General features: G+C 41.4%; 12 protein-coding genes and 1 pseudogene. 8 read left to right on the top strand and 5 right to left on the bottom strand.

Annotation, left to right across the window (positions count from 1 at the left end; translation table 11 throughout):
• Positions 1 to 105 precede the first annotated feature (105 nt).
• Complete coding sequence (locus Q0625_RS08670; RefSeq protein ID WP_298825911.1) at positions 106 to 312, top strand: DUF2892 domain-containing protein; 207 nt, start codon at positions 106 to 108, stop codon at positions 310 to 312.
• A 38-nt stretch (positions 313 to 350) separates the two neighbouring features.
• Here Q0625_RS08670 and Q0625_RS08665 read toward each other — a convergent pair whose 3' ends face one another.
• Positions 351 to 1,439: a class I SAM-dependent methyltransferase gene (locus Q0625_RS08665; protein WP_298825909.1), complete on the bottom strand. Its 1,089-nt coding sequence runs from the start codon at positions 1,437 to 1,439 to the stop codon at positions 351 to 353.
• 447 nt (positions 1,440 to 1,886) lie between these two features.
• On the opposite strand from Q0625_RS08665, the gene Q0625_RS08660 reads away from it, so the two are divergent.
• The 6 genes and pseudogenes from Q0625_RS08660 to pta all read left to right on the top strand — a co-directional run.
• Positions 1,887 to 3,257 (top strand): OmpA family protein, encoded by a 1,371-nt coding sequence (locus Q0625_RS08660; RefSeq protein WP_298825907.1) that lies wholly within the window; start codon positions 1,887 to 1,889, stop codon positions 3,255 to 3,257.
• 172 nt (positions 3,258 to 3,429) lie between these two features.
• Positions 3,430 to 4,755 (top strand): pitrilysin family protein, encoded by a 1,326-nt coding sequence (locus tag Q0625_RS08655; protein ID WP_298825905.1) that lies wholly within the window; start codon positions 3,430 to 3,432, stop codon positions 4,753 to 4,755.
• Between the two features lie 12 nt (positions 4,756 to 4,767).
• Positions 4,768 to 6,192 (top strand): pitrilysin family protein, encoded by a 1,425-nt coding sequence (locus Q0625_RS08650; protein ID WP_298825904.1) that lies wholly within the window; start codon positions 4,768 to 4,770, stop codon positions 6,190 to 6,192.
• Between the two features lie 132 nt (positions 6,193 to 6,324).
• Positions 6,325 to 6,840: a DUF4136 domain-containing protein gene (locus Q0625_RS08645; protein WP_298825902.1), complete on the top strand. Its 516-nt coding sequence runs from the start codon at positions 6,325 to 6,327 to the stop codon at positions 6,838 to 6,840.
• A gap of 268 nt (positions 6,841 to 7,108) precedes the next feature.
• Positions 7,109 to 8,776 carry a gliding motility lipoprotein GldJ gene (gene gldJ, locus Q0625_RS08640; RefSeq protein WP_298825915.1) on the top strand — a complete coding sequence of 556 codons (1,668 nt, stop codon included), beginning with the start codon at positions 7,109 to 7,111 and terminating at the stop codon, positions 8,774 to 8,776.
• 152 nt (positions 8,777 to 8,928) lie between these two features.
• Positions 8,929 to 9,978, top strand: a pseudogene (gene pta / locus Q0625_RS08635) (phosphate acetyltransferase); the annotation flags it as partial.
• An 82-nt stretch (positions 9,979 to 10,060) separates the two neighbouring features.
• On the opposite strand, the gene Q0625_RS08630 reads toward pta, so the two are convergent.
• The 4 genes from Q0625_RS08630 to Q0625_RS08615 all read right to left on the bottom strand — a co-directional run bounded on the left by Q0625_RS08630 (position 10,061) and on the right by Q0625_RS08615 (position 14,632).
• Entirely contained in the window at positions 10,061 to 11,677 is a 1,617-nt protein-coding gene (locus Q0625_RS08630) for a leucine-rich repeat protein (RefSeq protein ID WP_298825896.1), read from the bottom strand.
• A gap of 121 nt (positions 11,678 to 11,798) precedes the next feature.
• Positions 11,799 to 12,515, bottom strand: a complete 717-nt coding sequence (locus Q0625_RS08625; RefSeq protein WP_298825893.1) for a cyclase family protein — start codon at positions 12,513 to 12,515, stop codon at positions 11,799 to 11,801.
• A gap of 61 nt (positions 12,516 to 12,576) precedes the next feature.
• Entirely contained in the window at positions 12,577 to 13,629 is a 1,053-nt protein-coding gene (locus Q0625_RS08620; RefSeq protein ID WP_298825890.1) for a phosphatase PAP2 family protein, read from the bottom strand.
• 13 nt (positions 13,630 to 13,642) lie between these two features.
• Entirely contained in the window at positions 13,643 to 14,632 is a 990-nt protein-coding gene (locus Q0625_RS08615) for an aspartate-semialdehyde dehydrogenase (protein ID WP_298825887.1), read from the bottom strand.
• Positions 14,633 to 14,750: 118 nt separating this feature from the next.
• On the opposite strand from Q0625_RS08615, the gene rimO reads away from it, so the two are divergent.
• Positions 14,751 to 16,058 (top strand): 30S ribosomal protein S12 methylthiotransferase RimO, encoded by a 1,308-nt coding sequence (rimO, locus tag Q0625_RS08610; RefSeq protein WP_298825913.1) that lies wholly within the window; start codon positions 14,751 to 14,753, stop codon positions 16,056 to 16,058.
• The last annotated feature ends 88 nt before the right edge of the window (positions 16,059 to 16,146 follow it).

Here is a 16,146-nt window from a genome sequence, read left to right as displayed (position 1 = left end):
AGTTCGCCCTCTCAGGAGAAATTCTTTCTATAGATTGGGACGAATAATTTTTTTATATAAAGTTTTTTTTATATCTTTGCCTTTTAATAAAAAACAACTTTTCTTATGGAAAGAAATATAGGAAAGAAAGATAAGCAAATACGCTTATTATTTGTACTCGTAGTAGCTATCTTAGGGGAACTTAAAATTATCACCAATGATACAGTAGCCTCCGTATTGGCAGTTATTTCTATTGCCTTTATTGTTACTATCCTGCTGAACTTCTCCCCTATTTATAGAGTGTTTGGATTCAGTACTTACAAGAAAGATTAGTCTGAAATAACAAGTCAATTAGCAAATTAGCCAATGAGCTAATTTGCTAATTTACAAACGAATATACTGTGTCCTTTTCCTAGGTTGTCATATACTTTTTCTATGGTGAGTCCTGCTTGTTCTGTGCAGCGAATCATATCTTGGGAGTAGTACATCTTACTATTACCATTGGCCATCACGGAGAAATAAAGACTAATCTGGGTAAGGCAATAAGCTCCTGTCTCATGTTTTTGCCTATCCCAATAACTCTCTAATATATAGAGACGTGTATGGTTATCCATTGCTTTGGCAGCACGAGAAAGAATATTAGTTACCTGCTCTGGGGAAAAGCAATCCAAAAACTGACTCATCCATATCACATCAAAGCCTTGAGGGAATACTCCTTGTTCATCCAAGAGATTCGCTGGATATTCCTTAATTCGCTCGGCGCCTGTCTTCCCTTCAGTGGCTTTTCGCATGAGGCCAAGCTGCTGGGGCAAGTCCATAATAGTAACCTCTACCTCTGGGTCATACCCTACACATTGTAAAGCCCAGCGTCCTGTATTACCCCCTACATCCAAAAGTTTTCTCACGGGAGTTGCAAAGACAATCTCCAAAGCTTCCTGAAAGGAATTATCTGAATAATAATGATCAAATGCGAACCATTTCTCTTGCGCTTCCTTGGGTAGTTGTGAGAGACCTTCGTAGATTGTTGGCCAGTTGCCAAATACTTTTAATCCCTCTGGCTTGCCTTCCTTGAGAGTTTCTTCCATATAGAATAACCCTTGGTAACACACCTGGTGAATAAACTCCATATTGACACGTACCGCATCATCCTTGAGGAGAAACCAGCCTGCTTTGGTCAGCTCAAAACGCTCCCCTTTTACAATAACAGTACCAATAGAAAGCGATGCCTCGAGAAGCACCTGTACAGCATAGGGAGAGAGGCGAGTATGTTCGGTTATCTCCGCTTGGGTAAGCCCCTCAGGGTGATCAAATAGGAGATCCAAAATTCCAAACTTCACCATAAGACGTGATACTTGAAAGACTACAGGAGCAAAAGCTATTTCATGCGCCAGGTGTTGTGCTTGGCTCGCTGAAAGCTGCTCTTGAGTATATTGCTTGGCAACAAGCGGGGTCATTTTCATAAGGTTACATTTATGAGGTAAGTTTTTCCGAGCAAAAGTACATATTTTTTCAGAAGCTACCAAATTTAATTTGACAATTGACTAATTTGACAATTGACTTATAAAGATTATTAGCTAATTAACTAATTATCAAATCATTTATTCTTCTTTTAGAAAAAATTCAATTTTATCTTTCACAATTACAAATTATTTACTACCTTTGCGCTTTATTTAGTACTCTCTCTCTCTATAAGAGAGATAAGCATTATATTTTAGAGAACAGCAACAGCATAGCTACTTAATTTTAGCAGCTAAACAAAATATTTAATAAGTTAAAAATATATAATAATATTGATTAATTTGTTAAATTGCATGTTGTTGTGAAAAATTGTTTGCTCAATATCAAAAAAAGCTGTACTTTAGCCCCGAATTTTCAAAGATTATAAATATAAATTAAATTTCAAACGTATGAAAAGAATTAAAATTTCATTAGCGTCCTTAGCATTGATAGCTACTGTAAGTTCTGTGCAAGCGCAAGATGAAAACAACAAGTGGTCAGTAGGGTTTGGAGTAAACACTGTTGATATCCGTACTCCTAATGATTTTGGTAAATTCCTTAAAGACTGGGGTGGACCACGTGACTTGAATGTGCTTCCTGCAGTTACTAAACTTTCTGTAGCACGCTACATTGGTGCTGGCTTCTCTGCTGAAGTAGACGGTTCCATGAACAGAATCAAGACAGGTTACAAAGGTGTAGACCAAGATGAATCTTTCTGGAATGTAAACCTACAAGCTAAGTATGCACTCAGAAGATTGTTCACTACTGAATCTGGATGGTTTGACCCATACCTTAAATTAGGTGGAGGTTATACTTCTTACAAGAGTGAATACTCTAAAGAAGATGGTGCTGTAAAACTTCTTGCTGGTGGTGGTATCAACTTCTGGTTCACAGATCACCTAGGTCTTAATGTACAAACTGGTTACAACCACGGTTTCCAAAAAGATGGTACCGACTATTTCCAACACTCTGCTGGTATCGTAATCAAATTTGGTGCTAAAGATACTGACAAAGATGGTATTCCTGACAAAGACGATGCTTGTCCTGAAGTAGCTGGTCCTAAAGAATTCAATGGATGTCCTGATACTGATGGTGATGGTATTCCTGATAAAGACGATGCTTGTCCAGATGTAGCTGGTCTTAAAGAATTCAACGGATGTCCTGATACTGATGGTGACGGTATCGCTGACAAAGACGATGCTTGTCCTGAAGTAGCTGGTCTTAAAGAATTCAACGGATGTCCTGATACTGACAATGATGGTATTGCTGATAAAGATGACAAATGTCCAGATGTAGCTGGTCCTGCTGAAAACGGTGGATGTCCTTGGCCTGATACCGATGGCGACGGTGTACTTGACAAAGATGACCTATGTCCTAACGAAGCTGGTCCTGAAAGCAACAAAGGTTGTCCAGAACCTAACGATGATGACCAAAAACGCTTGAACCAATATGCTAAAACTATCTTGTTTGACACTGGTAAAGCATCTATCAAGTTCGAATCTGCTGAAATATTGAACCAAATCATCAACGTTCTTAAGAAATTCCCTAACAGCCGTTTCCGTATCGAAGGACACACTGATAGTACTGGTAAGAAACAAAAGAACATTGAGCTTTCTCAAAATAGAGCTGACTCTGTAAAAATATACCTCATCCAAGGAGGTATTGCTTCTGATCGCTTAGAGTCTATAGGTTATGGCCCTGAAAAACCTATCGCTTCTAATAAGACTAAGAAAGGTAGAGAGCTTAACCGTCGTGTAGAAATCAACCTAATAAAAAAATAGTTTGACACTTCTCAACAAAAAAGGTTACCCCAAAAGGGTAGCCTTTTTTATGCTCCTATGTATACCTAATATTATATGTTTTTACACTCTTATAGGAAAAATTCCTACGAAAATATTTCCTTTTTTGAGAAAAAAAACCTATCTTTGCGTTACTTTTTTATCATTTTCATTTATGAAAAAATATTTTTTTACTTTCGGTGCCTTGCTATTGTCCTCCACTGTGGCTATGGCGCAAAAAATCAACTTTGAAGAATACGACTTGCCTAATGGGCTTCACGTAATCTTGCATCAGGACAACTCCGCTCCTGTGGTTACCACCACTGTTATGTATCACGTAGGAGCCAAAGATGACCTTCCTGGCAAATCAGGCTTCGCCCACTTCTTCGAGCACCTGCTCTTTGAGGGAACTAAGAATATCCCAAGAAGCCGTTGGTTTGACATTGTTTCTTCCCACGGGGGCGACAATAATGCCTTTACCGATGTGGATAAAACCTACTACTACGAGACCCTCCCCTCCAACAGCCTACAACTTGCGCTCTGGATGGAAGCCGAACGTATGTTACACCCTGTAATCAACCAAATTGGGGTAGATACTCAAAAAGAAGTTGTTAAGGAAGAAAAACGAGAAGGTACCGACAATGTGCCTTACGGAAAGATCATCTACATGCCTGTAGTGCAGAACCACCTCTTCGATAAGCACCCCTACAAGCACCCAACCATTGGTAGCATGGAGGATTTGAACTCAGCTAAGCTTGAAGACTTTATTCACTACAATCAGCGCTACTACAATCCTAACAACGCCGTATTGGTAGTAGCGGGAGACTTCCAAAAAGAGCAGGCAAAAAGCTGGATAGAAACTTACTTTGGTCCTATCCAAAACCATGTAGCCAAGCCTGTACGTAACTACACTATGGATGCTCCTATCACCCAGACCAAAAAAGTAACTGACTACGATGCCAATATCACTGCCCCTGCTAAAGTATTAGCTTGGCGTACTCCTAAAATGACTGAGCAAGACGCTCGTGTTATGGACTTTATTCAAGCCATTCTTGCCAATGGAGAAAGTTCTCGCCTCTACAAGAAAATGGTTGAACAGAAAAAAGAGGTACTCCAATTCATCTCCTATACTTGTAACTACGAAGACACTGGTATTCTTATGATTGCTGCTGTAGCTCAAGACGCTCCTTTGGAACAACTTACCAAGGATATGGACGAGGAAATCACTCGCTTACAGAATGAGCTTATCTCCGAAAAGGAATACGAAAAACTACTGAACCTCTTCGAAACTACTTATGTAGCTACTAACTCCAATGTACAAGGTATTGCCTACTCCCTAGCTATGGACTATACCTTCTTCAAGGATACCAACCTTATCAACAAGGAATTGGATCTTTACCGTAAGGTAACTCGCGAAGACATTCGCCGTGTAGCCAAAAAGTACCTCAATGCTAACCAACGTTTGGAGATAGATTATCTCCCTGAAAAAAAGTCCAACTAAAAAAACACTTCCATGAAAAAAATATTACTCTCAAGCATCGCCTTGCTTGCCCCTCTTTTCTTGTCTGCTCAGATTGATCGAGACAAGATGCCTGAACCTACCCAATTGCCATCCTTTACTTTGGGAGATCCCTATATCAAGAAGCTACCCAATGGCCTTACTCTCATGGTTGTGGAAGACCATAAGCTCCCCCATGTTTCGGTAAGTCTTTCTCTTGATCGCCCTCCTATCGATGAGACTCAGAAACCAGGGATGTACTATCTTACCTCCGAACTTATGGGGGGTGGTTCCAAAACTATCTCGAAAGAGGCCTTCATAGAGGAAACTGATCGCTTAGGAGCCACTGTATATATCACTGTAGATGGGGGTTCTACCTACTCACTTACCCGTTATTTCCCTAGAGTATTGGAGCTTTTCGCTGATGCAGCTCTACACCCTAACTTCACTCAAGAAGAATTGGACAAAGCTCGTGACAAAGCTATCGCTTCTCTTAAAGCAGATGAAAACAGCGCTCAGAGTATCATATATCGCCTTAACAGTGCCCTTACTTATGGTAAAAACCACCCTTACGGAAGTTTCTATACCGAAGAATCGCTAAAGAATATCACCCTAAATGATATTGATAACTTCTACAAAACCTACTTCTCTCCTTCCAGTGCTTATATGGTAGTAGTAGGAGATGTGAATACTGCGGAAGTAGAAAAATTGGTTATGAAAGACTTCCATGACTGGCTTCCTGCTACCCCATTACAATTAAGTACACCTACCCCTCGTGATGTACAATACACCCAAGTGAATCTAGTGGATGTGCCTACAGCAGTACAAACCGAAATCAGTGCTTTCAACCTCTACCCACTTAAGATGAGTGATAAGGACTATTTCACAGTAAGAGTGCTCAACCAAATCCTCGGAGGTGACTATGGTAGCTATATCAATATCAATTTGCGTGAAAAACATGGATATACCTATGGTGCACGTTCTTACATGGGTACTAACCGCTTCACTTTGGCCAACTTCTTTGTATCAGTAAGGGTACGTAACGAAGTAGCTGCCAAGTCTGTAGTGGAAATTCTTAAGGAAATCAAACGTATCCAAACAGAAAATGTAAGCGAGCAGAAACTCAAAGAAGTGAAAGGACAACTTATCGGTAGCTTTGTAATGTCTACTCAATATCCTTCTACTATAGCTGACCTTGCTGTAACTCGTGAGATTCAGAAGCTTCCTGCTGACTTTTATAGTAACTATATCAAAAATATAGAAGCTGTAACTGTTGCCGATGTAAAACGTGCAGCTAACAAGTATATCAAATACAACAATCTACGTTTTATCATTGTAGGAAAAGCTGATGAGTTTATCAATGAATTGAAAGGGCTCAAACACAATGGAAAACCACTTCCTGTGTTCTACTATGACAAATATGCTAATAAAATAAAATAATAGTGACCAGTAACTAATGACAAGTGACTAATGACTAATCCTTTTTATGGTATTTGTCATTAGTCACTTGTCGTTTGTCATTATTTTTGGTATATTTTTTGCTGTCATATCTCAAATCAAATCTTATACAAAATGAAATCTTTCTTTACTTTCGCACTATTAGGGCTATTGCTAACCTCTTGTGCTAGCATACAAGTAAGCTCTGACTTTGACAGCAAGGCTCCCTTTGCCCAATACAAGACCTATGCTTTCCTAAAAGAAGGTATTGACAAAGCCGAAATCTCGGATTTGGACAAAAAACGCATCCTAAGAAGTATCGAGAAACAAATGACTGAAAAAGGCTATACCCTTTCAGAAAATCCCGATATCTTCGTCAACTTCTTCACTCGTGAGCGCGAGCGCCAAGATATCTACCAGAGTGTAGGCATCGGCTGGGGCTGGGGACCTGTATGGGGTAATACCGTACAAGTAGCACCTACCACTACCGAAGGGGTACTCTTCATTGATATTATTGACGGAAAAGAAAAAGACCTCATCTGGCAAGGTAAAGGCGCAGGTATCCTCTCCGAACGCGCCAACAAAGACGAACAAGTAGATAAGTTCGTCAGCGAGATTCTTAAACAATACCCTCCAAAAGTCAATAACTAATTAGCTGATTTGTCAATTTGCTCATTAGCAAGCGCTTTCAAGTGTTAAATTTAGTTAACACTATTAGCAAAAATTTGTACAGCAACCCCCTGTTAATAACGCAACCCCTTGTTTTTAAAGGCAAAAACACGTTAAAAAAGAAGTTATCAACAAATGAAAAAAAAATAAAAAAATGCTTTTTGTCTCAAAAAAAAGTAGTAACTTGCGCCAAAATTGAACAATTAGAAAATTTTATTTAGAAATGGATATGCAAAGTTTAAAAAGACCTATGTTAGCCTCTCTTTTAGCGGCAACGTTCCTTGTGGGCTGTGGCAGTAAAAATGGTGGTGACAAAAACACTTCTAGTGCTACAGGTTGGAAAATCAATGCTAAAGAAGGTGGCTTTCAATACAACACAAATTTCAAAGAGCAAGTAACAGGACCTGGATTAGTATTCATAGAAGGAGGTACATTTACTATGGGTAAAGTACAGGACGACGTGATGCATGACTGGAACAATACGCCAAGCCAACAACACGTACAATCTTTCTATATGGATGAAACCGAGGTTACTAACAAAATGTACATGGAGTACCTCGACTGGCTCAAACAAGTATTTCCTCCTGAGGATAAAGAAGGACACTATAAGAACATCTACTTAGGTGCACTCCCTGATACACTTGTATGGAGAAGTCCTTTGAGTGCCAACGAAACCATGGTTACTGACTACTTGCGTCACCCTGCCTTTGCTAACTATCCTGTAGTGGGTGTAAGCTGGGTGCAAGCGGTACAATTCAGCTCTTGGCGTACCAACCGTGTGAATGAGTCTATCCTCGAACAAGATGGCTTTATCCAAAAAGGTTCTCGCTACCAAGTAGATGCTGAAAGTACTTTCAGTACTGATACCTATCTCAATACTCCTGAAAACTCTTATGGTAGAAAGATATCTGAGTTCGCCGGTAAGAAATCTACTAAAAAGGATGGAAGTACTACCTATGCTAAGCAAACTGAAGGTATCCTTCTTCCTGAATACCGCCTTCCTACTGAAGCAGAATGGGAATATGCGGCTAAGTCTCTCAATGGTATCCGTGAGTACAACAGTATCCGTGGACGTAAAAAATATCCTTGGGCTGGTCGCTATACTCGTAATGGAAAACGTAGTGTAATGGGTAACCAAATGGCTAATTTCAAACAAGGACAAGGGGACTACGGTGGACTAGCTGGATGGAGTGAAGATAGTGGTGATATTACCTCTGCTGTAAAAACATTTGAGCCTAATGACTTCGGTCTTTATGATATGGCTGGTAATGTAGCTGAATGGGTGGCTGATGTATACCGTCCTCGTGTAGATGACGAACTTAGTGACTTTAACTACTTCCGTGGTAACGTATATACAAAGAACAAAATCGGTGAAGATGGTAAGTTTGTCATAGTAGATGCACAAACCATTACTTATGATACTCTTAGCAACGGACGTGTATATGCTAAAAACCTACCTGGACAATTGGCAAAGGTAGCTGTAGATGAGAACGAGACTTATCTCCGTTATAACTTTACCACTGCTGATAACCGTAACTTCCGTGATGGTGACCGTGTATCCAGCAAGGAATATTCAAAACTTACTCGTGAGAGAACTGAAATAAGTTTTGATTCACTCAACGCTAGTCAAAGAGCCAATGTATCTCGCACTATGTATAACTCACCTAACCAAAAAGTTATCCCTGATGGACAAGGAGGTATCGTAAAAGTATATGACCGTTCTAACGATCGTACTACCCTTGTGGATGACGAGTCTCGCGTATTCAAAGGAGGTTCTTGGAAAGATCGTGCTTACTATATAGACCCTGCACAACGCCGTTTCCTCCCTCAGTATAGTGCTACTGACTACATTGGATTCCGCTGCGCTATGAGCCGTGTAGGTGGTAAATCTAAGAAAGGAAAAACTTCCAGAGGATAAATAAAATTTTCAATTCCATAAATAAAAAGCTGCCCTAAAAAGGCAGCTTTTTTAGTGACTTATCAATGGCAATAATGACACAACTCAAAACCAAAAAATCAAAACTTTTTACCTTTTATCTTTTACCTTTTACCTAAAAGTCGTATCTTTGTCGTTTAGAAATACACATTAAAAATACTATAAACATGAACACATCTGTAACATCCGATACTTCCAAGAAGTTCCAAAATTACATGGTAGAAACAGCTAGAAAACTCCAAAAACGCATCGTACTTCCCGAAGGTGAAGACAAACGTATCCTTTCGGCAGCGGCGAAACTTGCTGAAGACGGATTGGCTTATCTTACTATCCTTGGGGAATCAAGTCAGGTACTTTCCCGTGTGGATGAATTAGGCCTTAACTGGAACCCAGAACGTATCCAAATCATCTCTCCTAAGAAAAGTCCTAACTACGAGGCTTATTGGAAGAAACTCTACGAAATTCGCAAGGAAAAAGGCATGACTGAACAGCAAGCGCAAGAGCTGATGCTGGACGTTTCTTACTTCGGTACCATGATGGTATTCATGGGCGATGCCGACGGAATGGTATCTGGAGCGGTGAACTCCACTGCACATACTATTCGCCCCTCTTTACAGTTTGTAAAAACAAAAAAAGGCGTAAAAACAGTCTCTTCTGTATTCTTTATGATCTTGCCTGATCGTGTATTGGTATATGGTGACTGTGCTGTAGTACCTAAGCCTACTGCTGAGCAATTAGCTGAAATCGCTATCACCTCTGCCGATTCTGCCAAGGCATTCGGTATAGAGCCAAAAGTAGCTCTTCTCTCCTACTCTTCTGGTACTTCAGGAAGTGGAGAGGACGTAGATAAGGTACGTGAAGCTACCGAAATCGTAAAAGCACAACGTCCTGACCTCCTTGTAGAAGGCCCTATTCAATACGATGCTGCCGTAGATGCTACTGTAGCCAAACAGAAGATGCCAGATTCTCCTGTCGCTGGTCAAGCCAATGTACTTATCTTCCCTGACCTCAACGCGGGAAATATTACTTATAAGGCCGTACAGAGAGAAACACATTCTATCGCCATAGGCCCTATGCTACAAGGTTTGCGCAAACCAGTGAATGACCTTAGCCGTGGAGCTACTGTACCTGATATTTACAATACAGTACTTATCACAGCTATCCAAGCAGGTATGCAAGAATAATTCATTTTTTCATCATGTTACATAAAGAGAGGCTGCCCAAATGGACAGCCTCTCTTGAGTTATATAGTTTTAAAAAGATGTACTATTCTATCACTACAGATTTTATTATAGCCTTACGATCAGCTCTGTTAGCATCTTTATATGCTTGTTTTGCTGCATGAGGCACAAATATAGAGGTAAGTGTAGTTCCTGCAAAGGCATTCGATACTTGGTCTATATTGAATGCAATAGGGTTCTCTAAAACAAGTGTCTTAAGAGCCGTACAACCTACAAAGGTACGTGCTTCAAAACGTCCTACTCCCTTAGGTATAGTAATTTTCTTAAGCTTAGTACAATTAGCAAAAGCATAAGAACCAATAGAGGTTACAGTTTCTGGGATATTTATATACTGCAAACTCATACAAGCCTCAAATGTATTAGGAGCTATAGCAGTAAGTCCTTCTGGGAGTTCCACTCTTCTTAAGGCTCCACAACCATGGAAAGCAGATGCCTGAATTTCTGTTACATCATCTCCTATAATGATGGTAGAGAGTCTATCACGTAGTCCTGGCACAGAGAAAGCTCCATCGGCTATGGTAGTGACATCCCTAAGCTTAGGATCTAAGTTCATATCAATATAGGAAGTCTTAGGATTGAGCCATTTTACTAAAGTCTTTCCATCTTCGCTAAGCTGATAATCTACAGTAGCTCTAGGTGCTCCTGTTAGAGAAATTCCTGTAGAAGGCCATCCTGAAGTTGTTTTAGGTCCATAGAATATTTTGGCATCCTTATCTATAAAATAATCTCCTACTACACCATCAGAGGCTTGGGGAGCACGATTTTCAGCTAAGATCTTAGAACCATCAGCACCATTTTGACCATTCTGACCAGCAACTCCTCTTTCCCCTTGTTCTCCTCGGGCAGGCTTGTGAGTATCATTACCGTCTACCCACCAGTTGCCATTTTCACCTATATAGGGCGTAAAACCATTATTGCCATCGCGTCCATTAGCTCCTGGAATACCTCTTTCTCCTTGTTCGCCACGAGCAGACTTACCTGTATCTTGGTCGCCTACCCACCAGTTACCATTGTCTCCAATACGTGGTGTAGCTCCATCGCGTCCGTTTTGCCCATCTCGTCCATCTTGACCTTTTTGTCCTTGGGCTCCTTGTGCTTTTAACCCTAAGTCGGTATTACCTACCCACCAGTTGCCATTATCCCCAATACGTGGTGTAGCTCCATCTTGACCTTTCTGTCCTTGAGTACCTTGTGCTTTTACTCCTAAGTCGGTATTACCTACCCACCAGTTGCCATTGTCCCCAATACGTGGTGTAGCTCCATCTTGACCTTTCTGTCCTTGGGTACCTTGTGCTTTTACTCCTAAGTCAGTATTGCCTACCCACCAGTTACCATTGTCCCCGATGCGTGGTGTAGCTCCATTGGTACCATTGGCACCATCTTTTCCGTCCTTACCAGCAACTCCTCTAAGATTAAGAGCAGGCGCTCCCCATGCACCTTTGGTTTTAGGTCCATAGAGGTTGGCATTTGCTAGGTCTAAGTAATAATCTCCGTCTTCGCCTTTGGTATTCTCAGGCTGACCTTGTCCAGAGAGTATAGGTCTACTCTGGTTTACAATCTTCTCGCGTATCACCTCAGCATCTTTGGTACAGCTTGCAGCTAACACGCTCGCTACTAATAAAGTAGATAAATATTTTCTCATTGTTTTAAAAATTATATCTATGTCGCATTTACGGCACAAATTTACGATTTTTTTTATTTATTTAAAAAATTAACTTTTCAACATTTTCAGTTATCAGAAGTCAGTATCTAACTTCTGTAGGCTAAAACACAGCTATGGCACGTACAGGAGAGCCTGTGGCTTTTCTCCAGTGAGGGAAAGCAATGGAGATGATAGCTCCTGTGGCAGGACATTGGTCTAGGTTGGCCATAACTTCTATCTGGTAAATATCTTGGGAGAGCAGGTAATACTCCTCTACTAGTCCCTTTGCTGCGGCGGGTACACCTGCATCGGTATCTAAAGTTTCATGTCCTACTGCCTTGACCTTACGTTCGTGAATAAGGAACTCCAAGGCTTCATGGCTCCAACCTGGCGTGTGTTGTACACCCTTATCATCCAAGTTGCGCATCTGCTCATACGAAGGCCAGCGCTTATGCCAATCACTACGGAAGGCTACAAAAGCACCTGGGACAATTTGCCCGTATTGCTGCTCAAAAGCTAGGATATCCTCTCGGGTCAGTATATAGTCGTTATTCTGGGCTACTTCTTGAGACTTATCTATGACATAAAGAGGCAGAAGCAAGTCTTTCAGAGGAATGTCATCCAGCCAACGCCCTCCTTCTACAAAGTGAATAGGGGCATCTATATGAGTTCCATATTGACCTACCACCGAGAATTGCTGTACATGGAAACCATCCTTGAGGGTGAAAAGGTCTTTCTGCTCCAAGGCTGGTAGCGCTGGGAATTTAGGCGAATGTTCGTCTATTTGGTGAGTAAGATCTACCCACTGCTTTTCTTGTAAAAGTTGGTATAAATTCATCTTTATAATTGTTAATCGTTAATTATTAATGAGGCCAGGTTTACCTTTTCCCGCTTACTCTTTACTTAATAGTAATGGTTACTCCATATAACGGCGTTCCATCCCAAGCAGTAGAGCTGGAAAGGTTCCACTGATACTTCTGGGCTGTTTTGAATCGATAATCAGAGGTCTCAATACGCGATTTGGCAATATTCTTCCCGATGAGGTAACCCATAAAGAGTGCTATTGGGTAATCCGAAGCCCAATGTACTTTACTTTGCATCATCTCAAAGGACATAAGTGCCAAAGCGGTATAGCTTACAGGCTTGATCCACTTATAGTCCTTATAGTTCTCAGCCAATACAGTCACAGCTGCCATGGCTGTGGTAAGGTGTCCTGAGGGCATAGCATCATAACGAGAGGTGTTACGCTGATATTCTGCAATACTAGGAGCAAACCTCCAAGAACTGTGCCAATTTCCATTTTCTGCGGTAATAAATGGGCTTTCCCTACCTGTGAGTCGCTTGATAGGTTGTACGAATACCCCTGTGACAAGTATACTCTCAATGAGTTGCATAGCGGTACTTTTAGCCCTGTAATCATCTGTAATGAGTCCATAGGTTGCCAGTCCCCCACTAATGAGGATGAAAGTCGTTCCATTACCTACAAAGTACAGAGCCGAATTCACATCGGCAGGGACTATCTTGAGAAAACCCAATTTCTTATAGGTATGTGCTTCATTTAGCCCCATATTCTCTCCTAAGTTGCGACTTTCTCGAATCAGCCAAGGATCGGCAGGAATGAGCGCGGCAGTAGCTCCCAAGGCTGCAAGACCATACGGATAATAAGGCTTGGCTACAAAGTCCTTAAGGGTATTAAGAGCATTGCGGGGCGCCTTATTGACCAAGTCCCAAAACTTTGGTTTTTGATAGGTAAAATAGAGATCTGGTTCTATTTGATAATGAGCCCCCTCGATTTCTTTAGGTATCCAGTCTTCATCTACAGGAATGGTATCCAACAACGCTCCCGCCATAGCCTCTTGTGCGGTTATGGTATTGATACAGAAAAGAGAGAAGAATAAAAGAAAAGTAAGGGCGAATTTCCATTCGCCCCTACGTTGTTTGTTATTAGTCATTGGTCTTTTGTCACTATTTAAGGATTCCTTTTTTGATAAGTGTCTCGGCAATCTGAATGGTGTTAGTGGCAGCACCTTTGCGAAGATTATCGGCCACTACCCATAGGTTGAGCGTCTTAGGTTGAGACTCATCACGGCGTACACGACCTACAAACACATCGTCTTTGCCATGAGCATAGATAGGCATAGGATAGGTATTGGTATCGGTATTATCCTGCAATACTACCCCAGGAGCTTGACTAAGAAGCTTACGAACTTCGGCAAGATCATATTCCTGCTCAAATTCTACATTCACCGACTCGCTATGCCCACCTACCACAGGAATACGTACCGCAGTAGCAGTTACCTGTATGGAGTCATCTGCGAAAATCTTCTTGGTTTCTCTCACCAACTTCATTTCCTCCTTCGTATAGCCATTTTCCTCAAACACATCACAGTGAGGAATCGCATTGCGATGGATTGGGTAGTGGTATGCCATAGGTCCTTGTACCCCTTGGTATTCGTTTTCCAACTGCTTTACCGCTTTTACCCCTGTCCCTGTAATAGATTGATAAGTGGAGACCACAATACGCTTAATACCATATTTGCGCAAAGGCGCTAAGGCTACGAGCATTTGGATCGTAGAGCAGTTTGGATTGGCTATGATCTTATCCTCTGCAGTGAGCACATCGGCATTGATTTCAGGAATGACCAACTTTTTGGTAGGATCCATACGCCAAGCGGAAGAATTATCCACCACTACTGTACCTACTTGGGCAAACTTGGGTGCCCATTCCTTGGAGGTGTCCCCTCCTGCGGAAAACAAAGCCACATCAGGCTTGAGGGAAATGGCTTGGGTCATACCCACTACTTTATATTCCTTCCCTTTGAAGGTAATAGTTTTTCCTACCGATTTCTCGGAGGCTACGGGAATGAGTTCTGTTACTGGAAAATTGCGCTCTGCCAAGACCTGCAACATTACGTTGCCTACCAGTCCGGTAGCGCCTACTACGGCTACTTTCATAATATTTATTTTTAAAGTACAAACACGCAAAAGTATGAATTTTTTCTCTGACAAACAAAATATTTCTTTTATTCTTTTAAAAGATGTAATTTTGCACCCTCAAACAAGCAACAACATCATGCGGACAAAATCCATCAAACAAAATAAAATCAATGTAGTTACCTTAGGGTGTTCCAAAAACGTATATGATAGTGAAGTACTTATGGGACAACTCAAGGCCAGTGGCAAGGAGGTAGTACATGAGGACAAAGGGAATATTGTGGTGATCAACACCTGTGGCTTTATCAATAATGCCAAGGAAGAAAGTATCAACACTATTCTAGAATATATCCAGAAGAAAGAAGAAGGACTTGTGGATAAGGTCTTCGTTATGGGCTGTCTATCAGAGCGCTATAAGCCTGATTTGCAGAAAGAAATCCCCGATGTAGATCAATATTTTGGTACCACAGAACTCCCTGCACTGCTCAAGGTTTTAGGGGCTGACTACAAGCACGAACTTATAGGTGAACGCCTCACAACTACCCCTAAGAACTACGCCTACTTGAAAGTATCAGAGGGTTGTGATCGCCCTTGTAGCTTCTGCGCCATTCCACTGATGCGCGGCAGCCACAAGAGTACCCCTATAGAGAATTTGGTCGTGGAGGCTGAAAAATTAGCTAAAAAAGGGGTAAAAGAGTTGATTCTTATCGCTCAGGACGTCACCTACTATGGCTTAGACCTATACGGCGAACGCAAATTGGCCGACCTGCTCCGTGCCTTGACCAAGGTGGAGGGTATAGAATGGATACGCATTCACTATGCTTTCCCTACCGGTTTCCCTAAGGACGTACTTACTGTGATGAAGGAGGAGCCTAAGATATGCAAATACTTGGACATTCCACTCCAACACATTGCCGACCCTATCCTCAAGAGTATGAAGCGTGGCACCACCCAAGCAAAAACTACCCAGCTACTCAAGGACTTCCGCGAAGCTATGCCTGAAATAGCCATTCGTACCACCCTGATTGTAGGATATCCAAACGAGACAGAGGAAGATTTCGAACTGCTTAAGGAGTTTGTCCGTCAGATGCGTTTTGAGCGTTTGGGCTGTTTTACTTATAGCCATGAGGAGAATACCGCAGCCTATGAACTGGAGGACAATATACCTGAAGAAGAAAAACAACGCCGTGCCTCCGAGATTATGGAAATACAATCCCAAATCTCTTGGGAGCTCAACCAAGCCAAGGTAGGCAAGACTTTCCGTTGCCTTATTGACCGCAAAGAAGGGCAATACTTTGTTGGTCGTACCGAGTATGACTCCCCTGATGTGGACAACGAAGTCCTTATAGATGCTGCCCTGCACTATGTAAAAATAGGCGACTTTGCCGACATCTTAATTACAGAGGCTACCGATTTCGATCTATACGGGGAACCCGTTAAAAGATAAAAAGTAAAAGGTAAAAAGTAGAGAATGAAAAAACTATTGTCCTTCATACTATTACTGCTTGTGCTTTTGAGCAGTTGTAGGCCTGCAA

The organism is uncultured Capnocytophaga sp., assembly GCF_938029845.1.
Taxonomy (GTDB): domain Bacteria; phylum Bacteroidota; class Bacteroidia; order Flavobacteriales; family Flavobacteriaceae; genus Capnocytophaga.
Note: the sequence above shows the minus strand (reverse complement) of the source record. Positions and strands in the feature narration are given on the sequence as shown.

What these genes read in the sequence shown, in the direction of transcription:
- Q0625_RS08670 (WP_298825911.1), top strand. Translation starts at nt 106, where the DNA reads ATGGAAAGAAATATAGGAAAGAAAGATAAGCAAATACGCTTATTATTT.
- gldJ (WP_298825915.1), top strand. Translation starts at nt 7,109, where the DNA reads ATGTTAGCCTCTCTTTTAGCGGCAACGTTCCTTGTGGGCTGTGGCAGT.
- Q0625_RS08615 (WP_298825887.1), bottom strand. Translation starts at nt 14,632, where the DNA reads ATGAAAGTAGCCGTAGTAGGCGCTACCGGACTGGTAGGCAACGTAATG.
- Q0625_RS08660 (WP_298825907.1), top strand. Translation starts at nt 1,887, where the DNA reads ATGAAAAGAATTAAAATTTCATTAGCGTCCTTAGCATTGATAGCTACT.
- Q0625_RS08630 (WP_298825896.1), bottom strand. Translation starts at nt 11,677, where the DNA reads ATGAGAAAATATTTATCTACTTTATTAGTAGCGAGCGTGTTAGCTGCA.
- Q0625_RS08655 (WP_298825905.1), top strand. Translation starts at nt 3,430, where the DNA reads ATGAAAAAATATTTTTTTACTTTCGGTGCCTTGCTATTGTCCTCCACT.
- Q0625_RS08650 (WP_298825904.1), top strand. Translation starts at nt 4,768, where the DNA reads ATGAAAAAAATATTACTCTCAAGCATCGCCTTGCTTGCCCCTCTTTTC.
- Q0625_RS08645 (WP_298825902.1), top strand. Translation starts at nt 6,325, where the DNA reads ATGAAATCTTTCTTTACTTTCGCACTATTAGGGCTATTGCTAACCTCT.
- rimO (WP_298825913.1), top strand. Translation starts at nt 14,751, where the DNA reads ATGCGGACAAAATCCATCAAACAAAATAAAATCAATGTAGTTACCTTA.
- Q0625_RS08620 (WP_298825890.1), bottom strand. Translation starts at nt 13,629, where the DNA reads ATGACTAATAACAAACAACGTAGGGGCGAATGGAAATTCGCCCTTACT.
- Q0625_RS08665 (WP_298825909.1), bottom strand. Translation starts at nt 1,439, where the DNA reads ATGAAAATGACCCCGCTTGTTGCCAAGCAATATACTCAAGAGCAGCTT.
- Q0625_RS08625 (WP_298825893.1), bottom strand. Translation starts at nt 12,515, where the DNA reads ATGAATTTATACCAACTTTTACAAGAAAAGCAGTGGGTAGATCTTACT.